This window comes from Komagataeibacter europaeus (assembly GCF_002173515.1).
Lineage (GTDB): Bacteria > Pseudomonadota > Alphaproteobacteria > Acetobacterales > Acetobacteraceae > Komagataeibacter > Komagataeibacter europaeus.
This window is the reverse complement of sequence record NZ_CP021467.1, coordinates 253,119-269,749: the sequence shown is the minus strand read 5'-3', so window position 1 is coordinate 269,749 and position 16,631 is coordinate 253,119. Positions and strand designations below refer to the sequence as shown.

Below are 16,631 nucleotides of genomic sequence, written 5' to 3'. Positions count from 1 at the left end.
ATGCCACGAATTCCTGAAAGAATTTTACCTATACATTCCTGATCATGGGAAATATTTCCTGACCGGCTGACCTACCACTCAGGGCAATACCGGCTTCAGACCTGCCCGATCGCCCGGGCGGCATCGTCCAGCAGGGCTGCGATCTTTTCCTCGGCTTCCGTATCAAGACCACCGTTACGCAGCCTCAGGCGGAGTGCCGTGCGCAGGTTTTCCATGCCGCGCATGACCGGCATCGGGACATCCTTGCGACCTCCCCTGCCCTCTGCCGCACCGGTCGCGGCACGGGACAGGATTTCCTCGAGGGCCGCACGGCTGGCGGCCAGGAAGGCCTCGCCTTCCGGCGTGATGTGGTAGTTCTTGCGGCCATCGGCCTCGACAATCCGGGCATAACCCGCTTCATCCAGCCAGGTCAGCGTGGGGTAGATCACGCCGGGGCTGGGCGCGTAGCTGCCACCGAATTTTTCCTCGATCATGCGGATCACTTCGTAGCCGTAAGTCGGCTGTTGCGCGATCAGCGAAAGAACCAGCAGCCGCATCTCACCATAATCGAACAGCCGGTGACGCCCGCCCCGGCGGCCACCGCCGTGATGTCCACCGCGACCGTGATGGCGGCGGGGTTCCCCGGAACCTGCCATGCCTTCGGGGGAGAAAGTCTGGCGGTTACGACCGCCTGCGTGTCTGTTTCTGTGTTTCATGTTTACCGATATACGTCCCGATATATCGTACGTCAAGATATATCTAGATATGTTTTTTAAAATATCTTTCCAACTGACCGCAGACGGAACAGCCATGCCTGAACCAGATCAACACGCAGCTTCCGCCGCACACAGGTACCAGCCGGTATGTGCCCTGCGCCCCCGACGTCGTGAAAACAGGCAGGCCGCAATTGCCGTCAATAATCACGTCCCGTTTTTTTCAATGAATCACAGGACAGCAGTTATCGGCGCAATCCATGGCCCGAAACCTCCCGGCCGATATTCGCGGGCATTTTTCCAAAGCCCAGCGTACCCACCAGCACGAAGACCGCCGTCATGAAGAACGCAATATGAAGTTCCTTCAGGCTGACCGTCGCATGGCCATACACCCTTTCCAGAACCGTCAGGCAGAATGCTGTAATGGCCACCCCCGCGGTTGAACCGGTCTGCCCCAGAATGGACATGACGCTGGCGGCCCGGCTGCGTTCGTCCTGCCCCACATCAGCAAATGCAATGGTCGACAGGCTCGTCAACTGCAGGGAACGGGTCATGCCCGCAAAGGCCAGCGACAGGCCAAGCACGATGGCGGGCGTATCCGGTGTCAGGAATACAAAAGGCAACAGGGAAGCACACACCAGAAACCCGTTGAAGAACAGTACATTCCGAAAACCAGCCCACCGGATGATGGCCGATGTAGCCGGCTTGATGCCCAGATTGGCGCAGAAATAGGCCAGCAGCCATGTGCCCGCACGCGCGGGCGAAAAACCGAAGCCAAGCTGGAAGAACAGCGGCAACAGGAACGGTGCTGATGAAAATACGGCCCGGAATATCAGTCCCGGATAAAGCGAGGCATAACGCAGGCTGGCCCGCTTCAGCGGCGCGAGCGAGAGAATGGGCGTGGGATGCCGCCGCAGGTGACGGATTGCGGCAACCCCCGTCACGGCCCCGATCCCCATCAGGCCAAGGGCTACAAACCGCGCTGTCCCCGTTTCCGCCGATCGCTGAAGCCCGGACAGGAGGCATGTCAGGCTGAGGGCACTCAGCCCGAATCCCCTGACATCCAACCGGGGCGCCCCTTCCGGCGGTTCCGCCGGCACAACGCGCAGCACGCAGAATACAGCAATCAGCCCCACCGGCAGATTAAGCCAGAAATTCCACCGCCACCCCACGGTCTGGGTCAGGTAACCGCCCAGGACAGGCCCGATGATAGGTGCGCTGAGTGCTGGCCAGACCGTAACCGACTGCGCTTTCAGCAGGTCACTTTTGGGCGTGTGGCGCAGGATGATGGACATGCCGACCGGCATCATGACGGCCCCCGCCAGCCCCTGCCCGATGCGCGCGCAGACAAACGCGCCCAGTCCTTGCGCGATGCCACACAGGAAGGACGAGAAAGTGAAAAGCAGCATGGCCACCCACATCACGCGCTTTTCGCCGTATTTCATGGCCAGCCAGGCGGATACAGGCGAAATGGCGGCAGATGCCAGCATGTAGGCCGTAACCCCCAGCGAAAGGTCCAGCGTCCTGACGCCAAAGGATCTGGCCATGGCCGGAAGCGAGGTATTGATGATGGCCCCATCAAGGTTCTGCATGAACGTGGCCATGGCCATGATAAAGGCAAGGAGCGGCGAATAACGCGCGATCGTGGCACCGGGGGCCGCCTGTTGCGTGTAGTGATTCCGTGGGGATGAATTGGACATGCAGGGCTGATTTTCCAGTGAATGACGTTGTCGGTCATAATGTCTGCTGGCCAGCATATGTATGTGGCGCTTCATGTCCCACGATCATATCCCGGCACGTGGCGGCAAATGCAACAGCACGTATTTGCCAGTAGGCTACACCGGGGCTGCCGGGCGCATGCCCGCATGGTTTTTTGTCAATCCTGACATAAATGCCGGGCGCCCGTTCTCTTTGCTACGCAGTACAGCGGGAGCGGGTATACTCCCTGCCGGCGAACGGACTGGCATGGATTGGCGCGGAGTACGGGATTGGCAGCGGGGCATTGTGGCAATGATCGCCCGGACAGGCACGGAAATGATGATGTTCCGGCGCAGAAGGCGCATCATTCCGTCCTTGTCGTGGAAGATGACATGGATATCCGCAGCCTGCTGACACGTTTCCTGTCACACAGGGGCTACCATGTTGCATCCGCCATGACGGCGGCCGAAGTGCTGGCCATCATTGCATTGCGACCACCCGATATTGTCCTGCTTGACCTCATGCTGCCGCGCGAAAGCGGTCATGACATCTGCCGCATGATCCGTGACAGAAGCGCTGCCCCGATCATCATGGTCACGGCCCTTGCCGATGTCCGCGAACGGATCGCGGGCCTTGACCTGGGGGCGGATGATTACATCAGCAAGCCTTTTGACCTGGAGGAACTCGCTGCCCGCATGCGGGCGGTCCTGCGGCGTCCCCCCCTTCCCGCCGGTCATGCGGCACGGGAATCCGGGCAGGGCTACAGATTTGGAAACTGGATCTTCACACCGGAAAAACGCGCCCTTTACAGCACGGAAGGCGTGCGCATGACGCTGACTGGCGCCGAAACCGACCTTCTTCTGCTGCTGTGGAACCATGCCGGGATGTTACTGGGCCGCGAGCGCATCATCGAACTGCTCTATAATTCACCGGGCGCTGTCGAGGAACGCACCATCGACCTGCTTGTCAGCCGCCTGCGCCGCAAGCTGGCCCATGGCGGGCGCCAGCTTGAAATGCTCCGGACCGTTCGCGGCGACGGCTATATATTCGACCCGGGCATGACAGGCCCCGATGGGGAAGCGCCACAACGATGACGGACCGCTTTTCCCTGCTTCCCCGCACGGTTTACGGGCAGATGGTCGCGATCGTGATCTCCAGCATGCTGGTCACCATTTTTGTCGTCGCCTTCCTGGTCGTCGCATTGCGCCCGACCGTGCCGCCGCTGCCTGAAGGGCCATGGCCAAACGCGCTGGCCATCGAGACGGCGATTGACGCCCTGCGCGCCAGCCCAACCGCCACGCGTGATGCCGTCGCGCGCGGCATGTCCGCGCCGGATATGCAGATCCATACGACAGGCCCCTTCCCCTGCGCGCGGATCCCGACCGAGCATTTTTCGGTCCTCCTGCGGCGTATCCTCAAGGCACAGCCGGACAACCGGAACGCCATCATTACGGAATCAACCTGCGACGCCGATTCAAGCGGCATGACCTCGACCCATATCGACATGCCACGCGAAGGGATATTCATTACCGCCCATAACGGAATCAATCACCACCTGCCACAGCTCATGCGCACGACGCTGCCGCTGATCGTGTCGTTCCTGTCGCTGCTGGTGATAATGGGTACCCTGTCATTGTGGAGCCTGTGGCGCATCAACCGCCCGCTGAAGGTGCTGGCGGACAAGGCCGAAACCTTTGGCTACGACATTACACCCGAACCCTTGGTCGAACAGGGACCGGTGGAACTGCGCCGCGTCGCGCGTGCCTTCAACCGCATGCAGGCCCGCATTGCCGCCGCGGCCGAGGAGCGTACCCGCATGCTCATGGCAATCGGTCATGACCTGCGCACGCCACTGACGCGCCTGTCCATGCGGATTGAAATGGGGGGGGCCGACGCCTCCCCTTCGGCCCTGCGCAACGACCTGTGGCTCATGAACCGGATGCTGAACGGGGCGCTGTCGTTCCTGAAGGGCCAGGGGGACACGGAACCGGCCGAATGGGTTGATATCGGCGCGCTGGTGGAAAGCGTATGCGCGGAATTCGAGGCCATTGGCCGGAATGTGACCTATCAGGGCGATCTGGGCCTGACCTGCCTGTGCCAGCCGGTGGCCGTGGCCCGCATGGTCAATAACCTGATCGATAATGCCTGCAAATTTGGCAGCCATGTGCGGGTTGACACAAGACGGCACGATAATGAGGCCATTATCGAAGTCGCGGATAACGGTCCCGGCATCCCGTCGGAAATGCACGATATCGTGCTGCTGCCCTTCGCACGCCTGGACCCGGCCCGCAGTGCGGATGGCGGGCTGGGACTGGGGCTGTCAATCATCCACGATATCGTACAGCGCCATCGGGGTACGCTGACCTTTCACCACAACCAGCCATCTGGCCTGCGTGTACGCATCGCCCTGCCCCTTGATCCGCACGGAACAAGAGGCAGGCATCCTGAAACCCATGCCGTCCATTAAGTGACCTGACCGCAAAGATGGATCCTGAAGAATGCACCGCATCCGCAGTCTCCCCAGAACAGGGAAAACCTTCATGAACCGCCGGAATCTGCTGAAAATTCTGGGGGCCGGGCTCATCATGCCTGCCGGCGCCGTGGCGGCCACCCGCAGCAAGGGCGTGATGCTGATGAATCGTATCGGGCCATCAGCATCACAGCTTTACATTGCCAATGCGGACGGGCGTGATGAGCGGCCTTTCCTGTCGGGGAACGGCCTTGATTATCACGCATCCTTTTCCCCGGATGGACAGTCCATCCTCTTTACATCGGAACGGAACGGGCTGGGACAGGCGGACATATTCCGCGCCCGTCCGGATGGAACCGATGTCACACCCCTGATCAGCCATCCATCTGTGGACGACGCCGCCGTCCTGTCGCCCGATGGCACGCGTCTGGCCTTTGTTTCCACGCGCAATGGCTACCGCGCCAATATCTGGGTCATGGACCTGCGGACAGGAAAGCTGCGCAACCTGACCGGGTCGGCCCGCGTGCAGGGCAACAAGGCGGGACCGGACTGTTTCTTCCGCCCCGCATGGTCGCCCGATGGCAGGTGGCTGGCCTTTTCCTCAGACCGCAATACCCCGTGGCGCGGGCATGACAATGGCCGGGGCTGGGAACATACGCAGGAACTCAGCATCTACATCATCGGTGCGGATGGCCGGGGTTTCCGCCGCATCGCCGCCCGTCCCGACTACTGCCTTGGCTCCCCCAAATGGTCACCGGACGGCCGACGGGTGGTATTTTATGAAATGCTGACCGAAAGCACATGGGGGGCCAGACGGCCCGAAGGGGTCGCGTCCATCGTCTCCCAGATCGTATCCGTCGATGTCGCCAGCGGGGAGCGTATCCAGCATACCTCCGGCCCGGGACTGAAGGTTTTTCCCCAGTTCGTGACGGCACGGATCATCGGTTATCACCGCAAGGGCGGCCCGGACGAGGGGTTGGCCTATACCACCGATATCGCCGCCATTCACAGGGTCCTGCGTTCCCCCGCATGGTCCCCCGATGGACGGCAGGTCGTGTACGAAAAAGCCAGCTTCAGGCCCTTTGCCCAGAACCAGCCCCTGTACAGCTGGGATCCGGAGCGGGATTACCGGCATACGGATGTCTTTCCCGGCCTGTCACATGATGGCAAGCTGGTACTGACGGAAAAGGCGCTCAATTCCTCCATCGCGATCATGAACCCGGACGGATCGGACCGGCAGCGGATCTTCGACGTGTCCAGGACGCATCTCAACCAGATGCAGGTGGCGCATGGTATGGCCGGTGCGTTTGCCCCCGCCTGGTCACCGGATGGGCAATGGATCGCCTTTGGCCTGGGCCAATGGTTCCAGGCGCGCCGCACGGGCAGGGCTGTGGTCATGCGCATGCGCCGCGACGGCAGCGCGGTCGAACCCCTGACCGATGGCACCGTGCATTCCGGTTTCCCCAGCTATTCCGCCGATGGCCAGCAGGTCGTGTATCGGGTGTGGAGCGAAAACAACATGGGACTGCGCATACTGGACCTGCCGACCCGGCAGACACGCGTGCTGACGACCGCATATGACAACCTGCCCGGCTGGTCGCCCGATGGCGGCCGGATCGTGTTCACACGTCGGGTAGACGACGAAAATTATGATATTTTCACCATCCGGCCCAATGGAACCGGGCTGAAGCGGCTGACCACCAGCGGCGCCAATGACGGCCATGCCGTATGGACCGCCGACGGGCGGATCATGTGGTCAAGCGGCATATATGGCTTCCGTGACGAAGCGGCCCTGTATGACAATACGTTCCAGCCTTACGGGCAGATCTTCATCATGAATGCCGATGGCAGCCACAAACGTATCCTGACGGACAGTCTGTGGGAAGATTCCATGCCACTTTATGTCCCGGCATAGCGTCCCCGGATCCCGCCATATGCCACAACGATCCTGCGACGCATGCTTCATTTCGGCCCGGACCTGCCGGGTAGCGCCGACAAGCAACAGACCGCAATCCGTTACCCCGGATACACAGGCGGCATTCATGGACTTACTGCATGGGGGCCGCCTGTTCCGTTCTGTGCTGGTCCCCCGTTACCGGTTCCGGTCCTGTCGATGACTGGCCTGATGGGTATTGTTCATGTTTTTTATGGGTTTTCATATGCCGGTGTTCCGGCATTCCCGTTTCCGACCCACTCTGGTCATGCGCAGGCGGGGTCGTGGTGACCGGTTTTCCGGGAGAGGAACGCGGCGTTGCAAACTGGGCATGTGCCGCCAGGGGAAAACTGCAGGCCATTACAGCCAGACACAACCATCTTGTATTCGCAGAACAGGACATGAGGACCTCCCGATGACGGAGAACAGACTCCATCACCCGTCACACATTGCTTCGGCCGGAAGTCAACGGATACATGGGGAAAGGAGTTCCTTTGCGGACACATCCATCAATGTCGTTGCTGGTCCATGCGGCCTGCACCCGGTTGCAGTCATCACGGCAATGGACATGGTGATACCTGCAGGCGACAGGATGCGCCGTATATCCGGCAGTCCTGCGTCCCTCCCCGCGGCATGGGCCTGTCTTGGCCGCCGGGGTGATGCCACGCATGGGGATCGTGATGCAAACAGGCCGCCGGGACAGGCGACGGCCGCGATATCTGAAATATGGGGCCTGTTCGACAGCAACACCGTTGCATGCTGTCATGGCGCTGCAGTGTTTCCTGCCCCCGACTGCCTTGACTGGAGAAAACACGCATGACCGATATATCAAGACGCAACTTCGTGACGGTCGGGGCGGCTTTCGCAGGTGTGGCCTCCGCCATGGGGTCCGGTGTTCAGGCCGTCCATGCCGCAGGGGGCGGAAATGGATTCATGGCCGCATCCGCAGGCGGGCCGGACGGTCCTGACGGCCCCGGCCCCAACAGGCACAAAGCGCCAGGCCTGCAGGGCATCTGCGCGCTGTGTGAAGTCACGGGCGGCGGAGAGAAGGTTTACGGCATTGCAGCAGAATATGATGCCGTGATCGATCCTGCCAGCCTGACACACGATACATACACCACATCCGTCTTTCCCGCCGCCCAGGGTTTTTTCGCGGGAATGCCGCACGAACCGGACAAGAACGACACCACTGCGGCACCGAAGCCGCGTCCGGTCGTGGCCATCTACACCAGTGACGGACCGGCGATCCGTCCCGACAGGCAGAGTGTCACCGGCAGGTATGTCATCACGGAGTTCCGGCATGACCCGGACCTGAGCGTGCCCACCACCGACAGCGACAGGGTCACGCTGACACAGGACAAGAGCGTCAGAACCACGGGCGGCGTGGTCTATGCCGCCAGCAAGACCGTATGGAGCAACGCGGGCCATCACGGCAACAGGGTCGCGATCCGTGGGGTCGATGCGTGGGAGCAGCATCACTGGTGGTGGGATGACACGCGTTCGGCCTGGCTTGAATACAGCATCTACCTGCCAAAATCCTTTCTGGAAAAAGGTGGAGAGAACAGGGCCTATCCCCTCGTTCTGGCCGTTACCCATTCCGGCACCAGTCCCGATGGCACCTGTGCCCAGACGCTGACGGAACAGTGCATCGCCAGTATCTGGAGCCTGCCTGAAGAACAGGAGCGGCATGAATGCGTCGTCATTACCCCGCGCTATGAACGCACGACGATGAACGATTACTGGGAACATACATCCGATGTCGAGAATACCTACCGGCTGGTTGAATCCCTGCTCGGCAATACGTGGAATTATGGCAACCCCAATCTGGATGACCGGCGTGACAAGATCCTGAAGATCGACCCCAAAAGGGTTTATTGCACCGGCTGGTCCATGGGGGCCATGACGTCGCTGTGGCTTATGGCGAAACATCCACAGACGTTTGCGGCGGGCCTGATTATTGCGGGGCAGCAGCGCCCCGGTGACCTTGTCCCCCTTGCCAGCCAGAAAGTCCTGATCATTACCGGGTCGGAGGATGACAAGGCCACGCCCTGGAATGAAAAGTGCATACCGGTATGGGAACAGGCAGGCGGCCGGGTCGTCCGGCCAGCGGAACGCCTCGATCCCGCCCTGATCTTCCCGCTCGATAGGCAGCAGAAGCTTACCGATCAGGTCAACAGCTATCTTGCCCACGACGCCAATATCACCTTCCTGACCTTTGAAGGTGTCGATCACATGGGATCCGCGCGGAAATTCTTTTATATCAAGGCGGCAAGGGACTGGCTGTTCAGGCAGATAAAAGCATGAAAATATATGCTGGCAGCATCGCGAACTCAAAAAACGGTCATCCGGGTCCCATATCCATGCAACGACGATATCAGGCCATCCATAGCCCGTTCCAGCCCCGTCTGTAGGGGATTGACAGATATCCTCCCGCCCGGACAGTGCCGTTTCCCATGGGGGATACTCATGCCTCTTCCGACGCCTGATGCCCGGCATATGCACATACGCGCCGGACCGGTATGATCCCTGCAGGCAGGAATACGCGCATGGCCTGCCGCACCCTGGAACGTGGTCAAGTGGCGATATATCACCTGCCTCGTTCATGCATCGATAACAATGCGGCAGCCGTCCATGCGCCACCGGCATTCTGAAAGGGGAGACCTCAATACCATGCAGACAAAAATGATACGGTGGACCGTGTAGATGGCATCACTGCCCAACCCGCCTGCCGCGCAGGCGAATGAAACACCCCAGTGGCGCCCGTTATTGCATTATACGCCCCGGCGCAACTGGATGAATGACCCCAATGGCCCGTCTTTCTACAAGGGGGTCTATCATCTTTTCTACCAGTACAACCCGGAAGCCCCGGAATGGGGCAACATGTCATGGGGACATGCGACCAGTACGGATATGCTGCACTGGCATGAACACGACGTGGCCCTGCCGTTCAGTGAAACAAAAGATATTTTTTCCGGTACGGTCGTGGTGGACAAGCACAATACGTCAGGACTGGGCACGACTGACAACCCGCCGCTGGTGGCATTGTACACCAGCGTTTTCAAGCAGAACGCATCCAATACACCAGACGTGCAGGCCCAGTCCCTTGCCTACAGCAATGATGAAGGCCGGACATGGAAATCCTACCACAAGGATCCCGTGCTGACGCTGTCTCCCCCTTCGCCCCATTTCCGCGATCCCGGCGTGTTCTGGTACGAACCCGGAGACTACTGGATCATGGCAACGGTCGTTGCGAATGCACCGAAGGTCAAGCTGTATAAATCAACCAACCTGACAGACTGGACATTGCTTAGTGATTTCGGGCCTGTGGGCCTGGTCCAGCCGGGAATCCAGTGGGAAATGCCATCGCTGTTTCCCTTGCCGCTGGATGGAAATCCCACGCAGTTGAAATGGATCCTGATGCTGGGGGTCAATCCATGGGGCGTCTCGGGCGGGTCGGGAAGCATCTATTACGTCGGTTCCTTCGATGGCACGACATTCCGGCCAGAGAGACTGCCGCCCGAGGGGTCGGGACCTGCCGCCTATGACTGGGTAGATCACGGGGCGGACCATTACGCCGCCATCGTGTTTGCGGGCCTGCCGGCAGCCAGACCGGTTACCATCGGGTGGATGAGTAACTGGGACTATGCATCCCAGGTTCCGACAGCACCATGGAAAGGCCAGATGACCCTGCCCATGACCATGGCCCTTCGGACAATTGATGGCCGGCCGCAGCTTTGCCTGACCCCCGACGGGCATTACACCGCACTGGTCGCCGCCCATGCGGCGCTGTCTTTTGACGGTATGCGGCTTTCCTCGGAACGACGCCTGCTGCCCGAACCCGCGCGTGGTCAGGTCATGGACATTGACATCCGCATGCATATGCATGGCGCGGATCGTGCCGGGATATTCGTGCGGGCTACCGTCGATGGTCATGTCGGCACGAAAATTGTCTATGACATGAAGAAACAGACACTGACCGTCGACCGGTCACGTTCGGGCCAGACAGGGTTCTCACCCAAATTCAGTCATGAACACAGCGTCAGCATGCCTGCCCCGGCAGGGGAGGTTTCATTGCATGTCATTGTTGACCGCAATTCGGTAGAAGTCCTGTCGCGCAATGGTTCGGTTGTCATGACGGATCTTGTCTTTCCGCCAGCCGATGCCGATCGCATCATGACCTTTTCCGAAAACGGCATGACCGAATTCAGCCATATGAAGGTCACCCTTCTTGACCGCAACCAGGAATAGAATACCACCCGGCCCCGCTGTCCTGCCGGGACGGACAGGCCCTGCCTGCACCATCCCGGTATTCTGGTCATCGGCCCCACGCGCACGCGATCACGGATAGCGGGCCATCCGACTTGACCGGTTGCAAGTTCAGGATAATGAAAAAGCATGGCAGACGTGACATATACCAATAGCCGACGCAGCGTGGTGCGGCCCACGATCGGGCTCCTGTGCCTTGCCGTCACGATGGCCTGCGGCGTCACCGGCAGCCGTGCCGGGCCTGTATCCCCTTCACTGGACCAGATCCAGACAGTGGTCGTGATCTTTGCCGAAAACCGCTCCCTTGATAACCTGTACAATGGTTTTCCCGGTGCGGACACATTTGCGGGCAAGCCCCTGTCGCTGTTTGCCCAGCGCGACCGGGATGGATCAATACTGCATGAACTTCCCCCTGTATGGGGTGGGCTGACGGGGCGGGGCGTGCCTGATCCGGTCACGCAGGCCATGAGTGCCCACCTGCCGAACCAGCCATTCCGCGTGGATGACCCGCAGGGGTTCAACCGCCCCCTCAGCACGCGCACGCATGACCTGTGGCACCGGTATTACCAGAACCAGATGCAGATCAACGGCGGCCGTAACGACATGTTTGTCGCATGGGCGGATTCCGGGGCCATGCCCATGAGTTACTGGGATGGCACGCAGATGGAAATGTGGCAGGTCGCACGCAGGTACACCCTGGCCGACCATTTCTTCATGGGGGCGTTTGGCGGCTCGTTTCTCAACCATCAATGGCTGGCCTGTGCCTGCGCCCCCTACTATCCCGATGCGGATACAAGTCCCGCCCATCCGGTCATTTCCGCGGCTGATCCTTCGGGCACGTCCCTGCTTGTCGCCGCCAATTCCCCCCGTTCCGCACTGGAGGGCATTCCGAAATTCGTGCGCGACGGCAACCTGACGCCCGATTTTCACGCCATCAACACGATGCAGCCCCCCTATCAGCCGAGTGGCAACGCACCGGCGGCGGGACAGGATCCACGCTTTGCCGATCCCGCACAGGCCACCACCCTGCCGCCCCAGACGATCCCCACCATTGGTGACCGCCTGAGTGAAAAGGCGGTCACATGGGCATGGTATGCCAGCGCATGGCAGGATGTGCTGGTCCATGGCAACCATTATCCCACGCCGGATTTCCAGTACCACCACCAGCCATATAACTATTTCCTCAATTACGCCCCCGGCACACCGGCGCGACAGGCGCACCTGCGCGATGGCGGGCTGGCGGGCATGCGGTTCATTGACGATATCGACCACGGCACCCTGCCACAGGTCAGTTTCTACAAACCACAGGGCAACCTGAACGAACATTCCGGCTATGCCGATATCCAGTCCGGGGATCATCATATCGCCAACCTGATCGCCCATCTGGAAAAAAGCCCCCAATGGCCGCATATGCTGGTAATCGTCACATATGATGAAAATGGCGGGCTGTGGGACCATGTCGCACCGCCGAAAGGGGACCGATGGGGACCGGGATCACGCATTCCCGCCATTATCATCTCGCCTTACGCACGACGTGGCTATGTTGACCATACGGTGCAGGATACGACGTCCATCCTGAAATTCCTGACCGAACGTTTTCACCTGCGTACGCTGGACGGTCTTGCCACCCGCGAGCAGGCCATACAGGCCAGCACGGGCCAACCATTGGGCGACCTGACCGGCGCCCTGCTGCTGACACGGGGGATGCGGTAGGCCCTGCCTGTCGATCATGTCCTGTCATGGCAGGCTTTCGGAGCATGCGCTTTCCGCCCCTGCCCCCTGTGGGTGAGGCTCAACGCACGTGGCCCGCGGGGTGAAAATATCCATCCGTCAGGGTCCCGAGAAAGGCAACAACGGCATCAATCTCATCATCGGATAAAGCCGGTCGGTTACCGGGCCGGGGACCAAAGGGCGGGTCCATGTTGATATTGGCATGAAAACGCGCGGGCAGATCATCATAGATCCGCACCCTGCCATCCGGCCCGGTTGGGTACCATAGCTGTGGCCGGATATCACGCAATGCATAGAAGGCGATGGCCTGCCGTAGGGAATGAATCACGCCATTATGGAAAAAGACGTGCCGTGTCGCCACGTTGCGTAACGATGGCGTGCGGAACAGGCCGCAATATTCCGGGTGGTCGGACAGGTCGGTCCGATCCGGTCCACACAGGCCCATGTCGAAATAGGCCGGATTGGCATTCAGTCCGATTGCACGATTACGCGGCACCCCAAGCGCCACCAGTCCGTAATCCGTGAACTGGGGTGGCGTGCCATCATGGCCGGGCTGGCTGACATGGCATGACGAGCAGTTCCCCTTGTCCGTCCGTTCAAACAGATCCAGTCCCCGCGCCTCCAGTGGTGAAAGCCGCGCACGGCCTGCCAGCACCGCGTCGTATTTGCTGCTGTAGGGGTAAAAAAGCCCCGGTTCCTGCTGATAGGTGGCCAGGGCCTCCACAATCAGGGCAAACCGGTCATCCGTGGGGGTCCGGACCAGCATATCCAGACGCGGGCCGTAGCCTGCGGCCAGTACCCGCCGCAGCACATCCCTCCGGCTGGCGTTCGCCATTTCATACGGGGAAAGCAGCGGAATTTCCCCCTGTCCCCGCGCCGTATCCACCCTGCCATCCCACGTCAGGCCCCCGGTGGGACCATTATCGAGGCTTTCATCGGCCTCGTCTTCCGAATCAAAGAAATGTTCGGCAAACTGGGGCACATCCTGCAGATACATAAGTGATGGCACCGCCCGGTGCCCCTGCTGGCGCATGTCCGGGCCACCATACTGCACGGGCAGGCCGTTGGCGGGTACAAAGGCATGGGTGTCATCATGGCATGAAGAACAGGCCATATGCCCGGATGCCGACAGCCGGACATCATGAAACAGGTCACGCCCAAGCACACTGAGCGCCTGCGCACGGCTACGGGCCTGGATACGTGACATTGGCGTCCCCTGCGTGGCCTGCGCACTGGCGGGCGTGACCATCAACAGGGCGGAAATGACATACATGCCGCGCAGGGCGACCCCGAGCAGGCGGGAAATCATCGTGTCCATTCTTCATGCGGGAGGATGTATGGCACGTGCGGCTTGACGCGCGCCTGTGCAATGTTACGATAAATCAACCATATAATCAGAAAAACCGTTACCCCAAACCTGTCTCCCTGCTTCCCTGAAGGCGGCTTCATGCATATCCGTGGATGTATCGGTATCATACTTCTGGTGTGTACAGGCATCCTCTTCTCGGCTGATCGCAGGCAGATCAGGCCGCGCATCATCCTTGTCTGCCTTGGGCTTCAGGTCGCCATCGGGTTTATCGTCCTGCGCATTCCCGCGGGACAGGCGCTGCTGCGCGCGATATCGGGCATGGTAACGCACCTGCTGGCCTATGGTGACGAAGGCGGGCGGTTCCTGTTTGGCGCGCTGGTCGGGCCACGAATGAATACGGTCTTTCCGGGAGAAGGCTATGTTTTTGCGTTTCAGGTGCTGCCATCGCTGGTCTATGTCAGCGCCCTGATCGCCATTCTGTACCATTGCGGCATCATGCAGGCCTTCGCGCGCGTGTCCGGGCGCGGGCTGCAATGGCTGGCCGGGACGTCATCCGTTGAATCCCTTGGCGCCATCATCACCATTTTTGTCGGGCAAAGCGAACTGCCGGTTGCCCTTGGTCCCTACCTTGCCACCATGGGCGGGACGGAACTGTTCAGCGTACTGTGCAGTGGCACGGCGTCCGTTTCGGGCGCTACACTGGTTGGTTATGCCGGACTGGGTATTCCGGCGCATTATCTGGTCGCCGCATCCTTCATGGCCATACCCGGCGGACTGCTGTTTGCCAAGCTGCTTGAACCGCTTCCCCCCGGCGTACCGCCCACACCACTTGCCACAGGCGATGCCGCCTATCACCGCGCCTTTTTTGAAGCCGTCATGGAAGGGGCGCTGAATGGCACGCGCACGGCCGTATCGGTCGCGGCCATGCTGGTCGCGTGTATCGGGCTGATTGCGCTGGTCAACGGTATATTGCAGGGCGTGGGCGGGGTTGTCGGGTGGCCTGCCCTGTCACTGGAATACCTTATGGGATTGCTGTTTGCCCCGGTCGCATGGCTGCTGGGCGTACCACTGTCTGAATGTGGCACCGTGGGGTCAGTGCTGGGGCTGAAGATGGCCGTCAACGAATTTGTCGCCTACCTGCATCTTGGTCCCGACATACGGGGCGGCGTGCTGTCGCCCCGGGCTGCCGCGATTGCTTCATTCGCGCTATGCGGCTTCGCCAACCTGAGTTCCATCGGCCTGCTTGTGGCGGCATTCGGCAGCCAGTGTCCCGACCGGCGCGAGGAAGTCGCCCGCAGGAGCGCCCGCGCCGTACTGGCAGGCATGCTATCCAACCTGCTGAGTGCCGCGATCGCCGGTATCATCATCCAGTAACACTTCAGCCGCGAAAAGGAATGAAACCCAAGTGGATATGCAAAAGATCATAATCGATACGGATCCGGGTCAGGATGATGCCATTGCCATCATGATGGCGCTGGCGGCACCGCATCTGGAAATCCTTGGGCTATCCACCGTGGCGGGCAACGTGCCGGTCAGCCAGACCACCGCGAATGCCTGCAGGATTCTGGAACTGGCGGGACGGCCGGATATCCCGGTCCATGCCGGATGCGCCGCCCCCCTGCGCCGCACGCCCATCACGGCCGAGCATGTCCATGGCCGGACCGGCATGGATGGTCCGGACCTGCCACAACCTGAACTGCGCCCACAGGGGCAGCATGCCGTGGATTTCCTGATTGATACAATCAGGGCCCATCCGTCAGGCAGCGTAACCGTGGTCACCCTTGGCCCCATGACCAACCTTGCCGTCGCATTGGTCAAGGCACCCGACATTGCGGCACGCATCGGGCGGGTTGTTTCCATGGGTGGGGCCTATTCCGAATGTGGCAATATCAGCCCCAGTGCCGAGTTCAATATGTTCGCTGATCCCGATGCCGCGGACATTGTATTGCGCAGGCAGTTGCCACTGACGCTGGTCCCGCTGGATATCACACATAAATTCCTGATCAGCGCATCGCGTCTGGATCGACTGCGTGCCCTGCCCGGTCGCTGCGCGCAGGCGGCAGCAGCCATGCTGGGATTTTCCGAACGGTTCGATCTTGAAAAATACGGCTGGGATGGTGCGCCGCTGCACGATCCCTGCACCATCGGCTGGCTGCTGGCGCCAGACCTGTTTGCAGGCCGCACGGTCAATGTTTCGGTCGAGGTGGACAGCCCCCTCATGCAGGGAGCCACAGCCGTGGACTGGTGGCAGGTCACCGACCGACCACGCAATGCCCTTTTCCTGCGCGAAGTGGACAGCGCGGCATTATGGGAAGTCGTGCTGACACAATTAAGCCGCCTGCCATGATACGAAACCGGGCAAAGCCTGCATACCGCCTGTCATGCGACTGCGTTCCATGCCCTCCGTCCGCAACCAGATGAAAATGCATTCCGGGGGCAGTGCATATGATGTGCCCCCCGCAACGCATGATTTTCATGATGTCGACATGAACCAGACGACCATGCGGGTGGTCATCGGGCAGGCAGATCTTG

Annotated in this window: 11 protein-coding genes; 8 read left to right on the top strand and 3 right to left on the bottom strand. The window is 60.5% G+C overall.

Features of this window, described 5'->3' with window-relative positions; all coding sequences use genetic code 11:
- Window positions 1–95: 95 nt before the first annotated feature.
- On the bottom strand, window positions 96–695 hold the full coding sequence (locus S101446_RS01235; protein ID WP_208620540.1) for a PadR family transcriptional regulator: 600 nt from the start codon (window positions 693–695) through the stop codon (window positions 96–98).
- A 242-nt stretch (window positions 696–937) separates the two neighbouring features.
- Window positions 938–2,392 (bottom strand): MFS transporter, encoded by a 1,455-nt coding sequence (locus S101446_RS01230; protein WP_244184339.1) that lies wholly within the window; start codon window positions 2,390–2,392, stop codon window positions 938–940.
- Between the two features lie 390 nt (window positions 2,393–2,782).
- Between S101446_RS01230 and S101446_RS01225 the strand changes: the two genes are divergently transcribed.
- The 6 genes from S101446_RS01225 to S101446_RS01190 all read left to right on the top strand — a co-directional run bounded on the left by S101446_RS01225 (window position 2,783) and on the right by S101446_RS01190 (window position 12,772).
- The gene (locus tag S101446_RS01225; protein ID WP_244184336.1) at window positions 2,783–3,484 is read left to right on the top strand and encodes a response regulator transcription factor; all 702 of its coding nucleotides are present in this window, start codon (window positions 2,783–2,785) and stop codon (window positions 3,482–3,484) included.
- A complete protein-coding gene (locus S101446_RS01220) occupies window positions 3,481–4,857 on the top strand; it encodes an ATP-binding protein (protein WP_087607340.1) in 1,377 nt (458 codons plus the stop codon). Before S101446_RS01225 ends, S101446_RS01220 begins: the two co-directional genes overlap by 4 nt.
- Window positions 4,858–4,930: 73 nt before the next feature.
- Window positions 4,931–6,775, top strand: coding sequence for a PD40 domain-containing protein (locus S101446_RS01215; protein ID WP_087607339.1), 1,845 nt, complete (start codon window positions 4,931–4,933; stop codon window positions 6,773–6,775).
- An 834-nt stretch (window positions 6,776–7,609) separates the two neighbouring features.
- The gene (locus tag S101446_RS01205; RefSeq protein ID WP_208620539.1) at window positions 7,610–9,097 is read left to right on the top strand and encodes a prolyl oligopeptidase family serine peptidase; all 1,488 of its coding nucleotides are present in this window, start codon (window positions 7,610–7,612) and stop codon (window positions 9,095–9,097) included.
- A 399-nt stretch (window positions 9,098–9,496) separates the two neighbouring features.
- A complete protein-coding gene (locus tag S101446_RS01195; RefSeq protein WP_087607337.1) occupies window positions 9,497–11,041 on the top strand; it encodes a glycoside hydrolase family 32 protein in 1,545 nt (514 codons plus the stop codon).
- Between the two features lie 147 nt (window positions 11,042–11,188).
- Window positions 11,189–12,772 (top strand): acid phosphatase, encoded by a 1,584-nt coding sequence (locus S101446_RS01190; RefSeq protein WP_087607336.1) that lies wholly within the window; start codon window positions 11,189–11,191, stop codon window positions 12,770–12,772.
- Window positions 12,773–12,851: 79 nt separating this feature from the next.
- Here S101446_RS01190 and S101446_RS01185 read toward each other — a convergent pair whose 3' ends face one another.
- Window positions 12,852–14,108: a cytochrome-c peroxidase gene (locus S101446_RS01185; RefSeq protein ID WP_087607335.1), complete on the bottom strand. Its 1,257-nt coding sequence runs from the start codon at window positions 14,106–14,108 to the stop codon at window positions 12,852–12,854.
- 129 nt (window positions 14,109–14,237) lie between these two features.
- Here S101446_RS01185 and S101446_RS01180 point away from each other — a divergent pair, with 129 nt between their 5' ends.
- Window positions 14,238–15,473 (top strand): NupC/NupG family nucleoside CNT transporter, encoded by a 1,236-nt coding sequence (locus S101446_RS01180; protein ID WP_087607334.1) that lies wholly within the window; start codon window positions 14,238–14,240, stop codon window positions 15,471–15,473.
- 31 nt (window positions 15,474–15,504) lie between these two features.
- Complete coding sequence (locus S101446_RS01175; protein ID WP_087607333.1) at window positions 15,505–16,446, top strand: nucleoside hydrolase; 942 nt, start codon at window positions 15,505–15,507, stop codon at window positions 16,444–16,446.
- The last annotated feature ends 185 nt before the right edge of the window (window positions 16,447–16,631 follow it).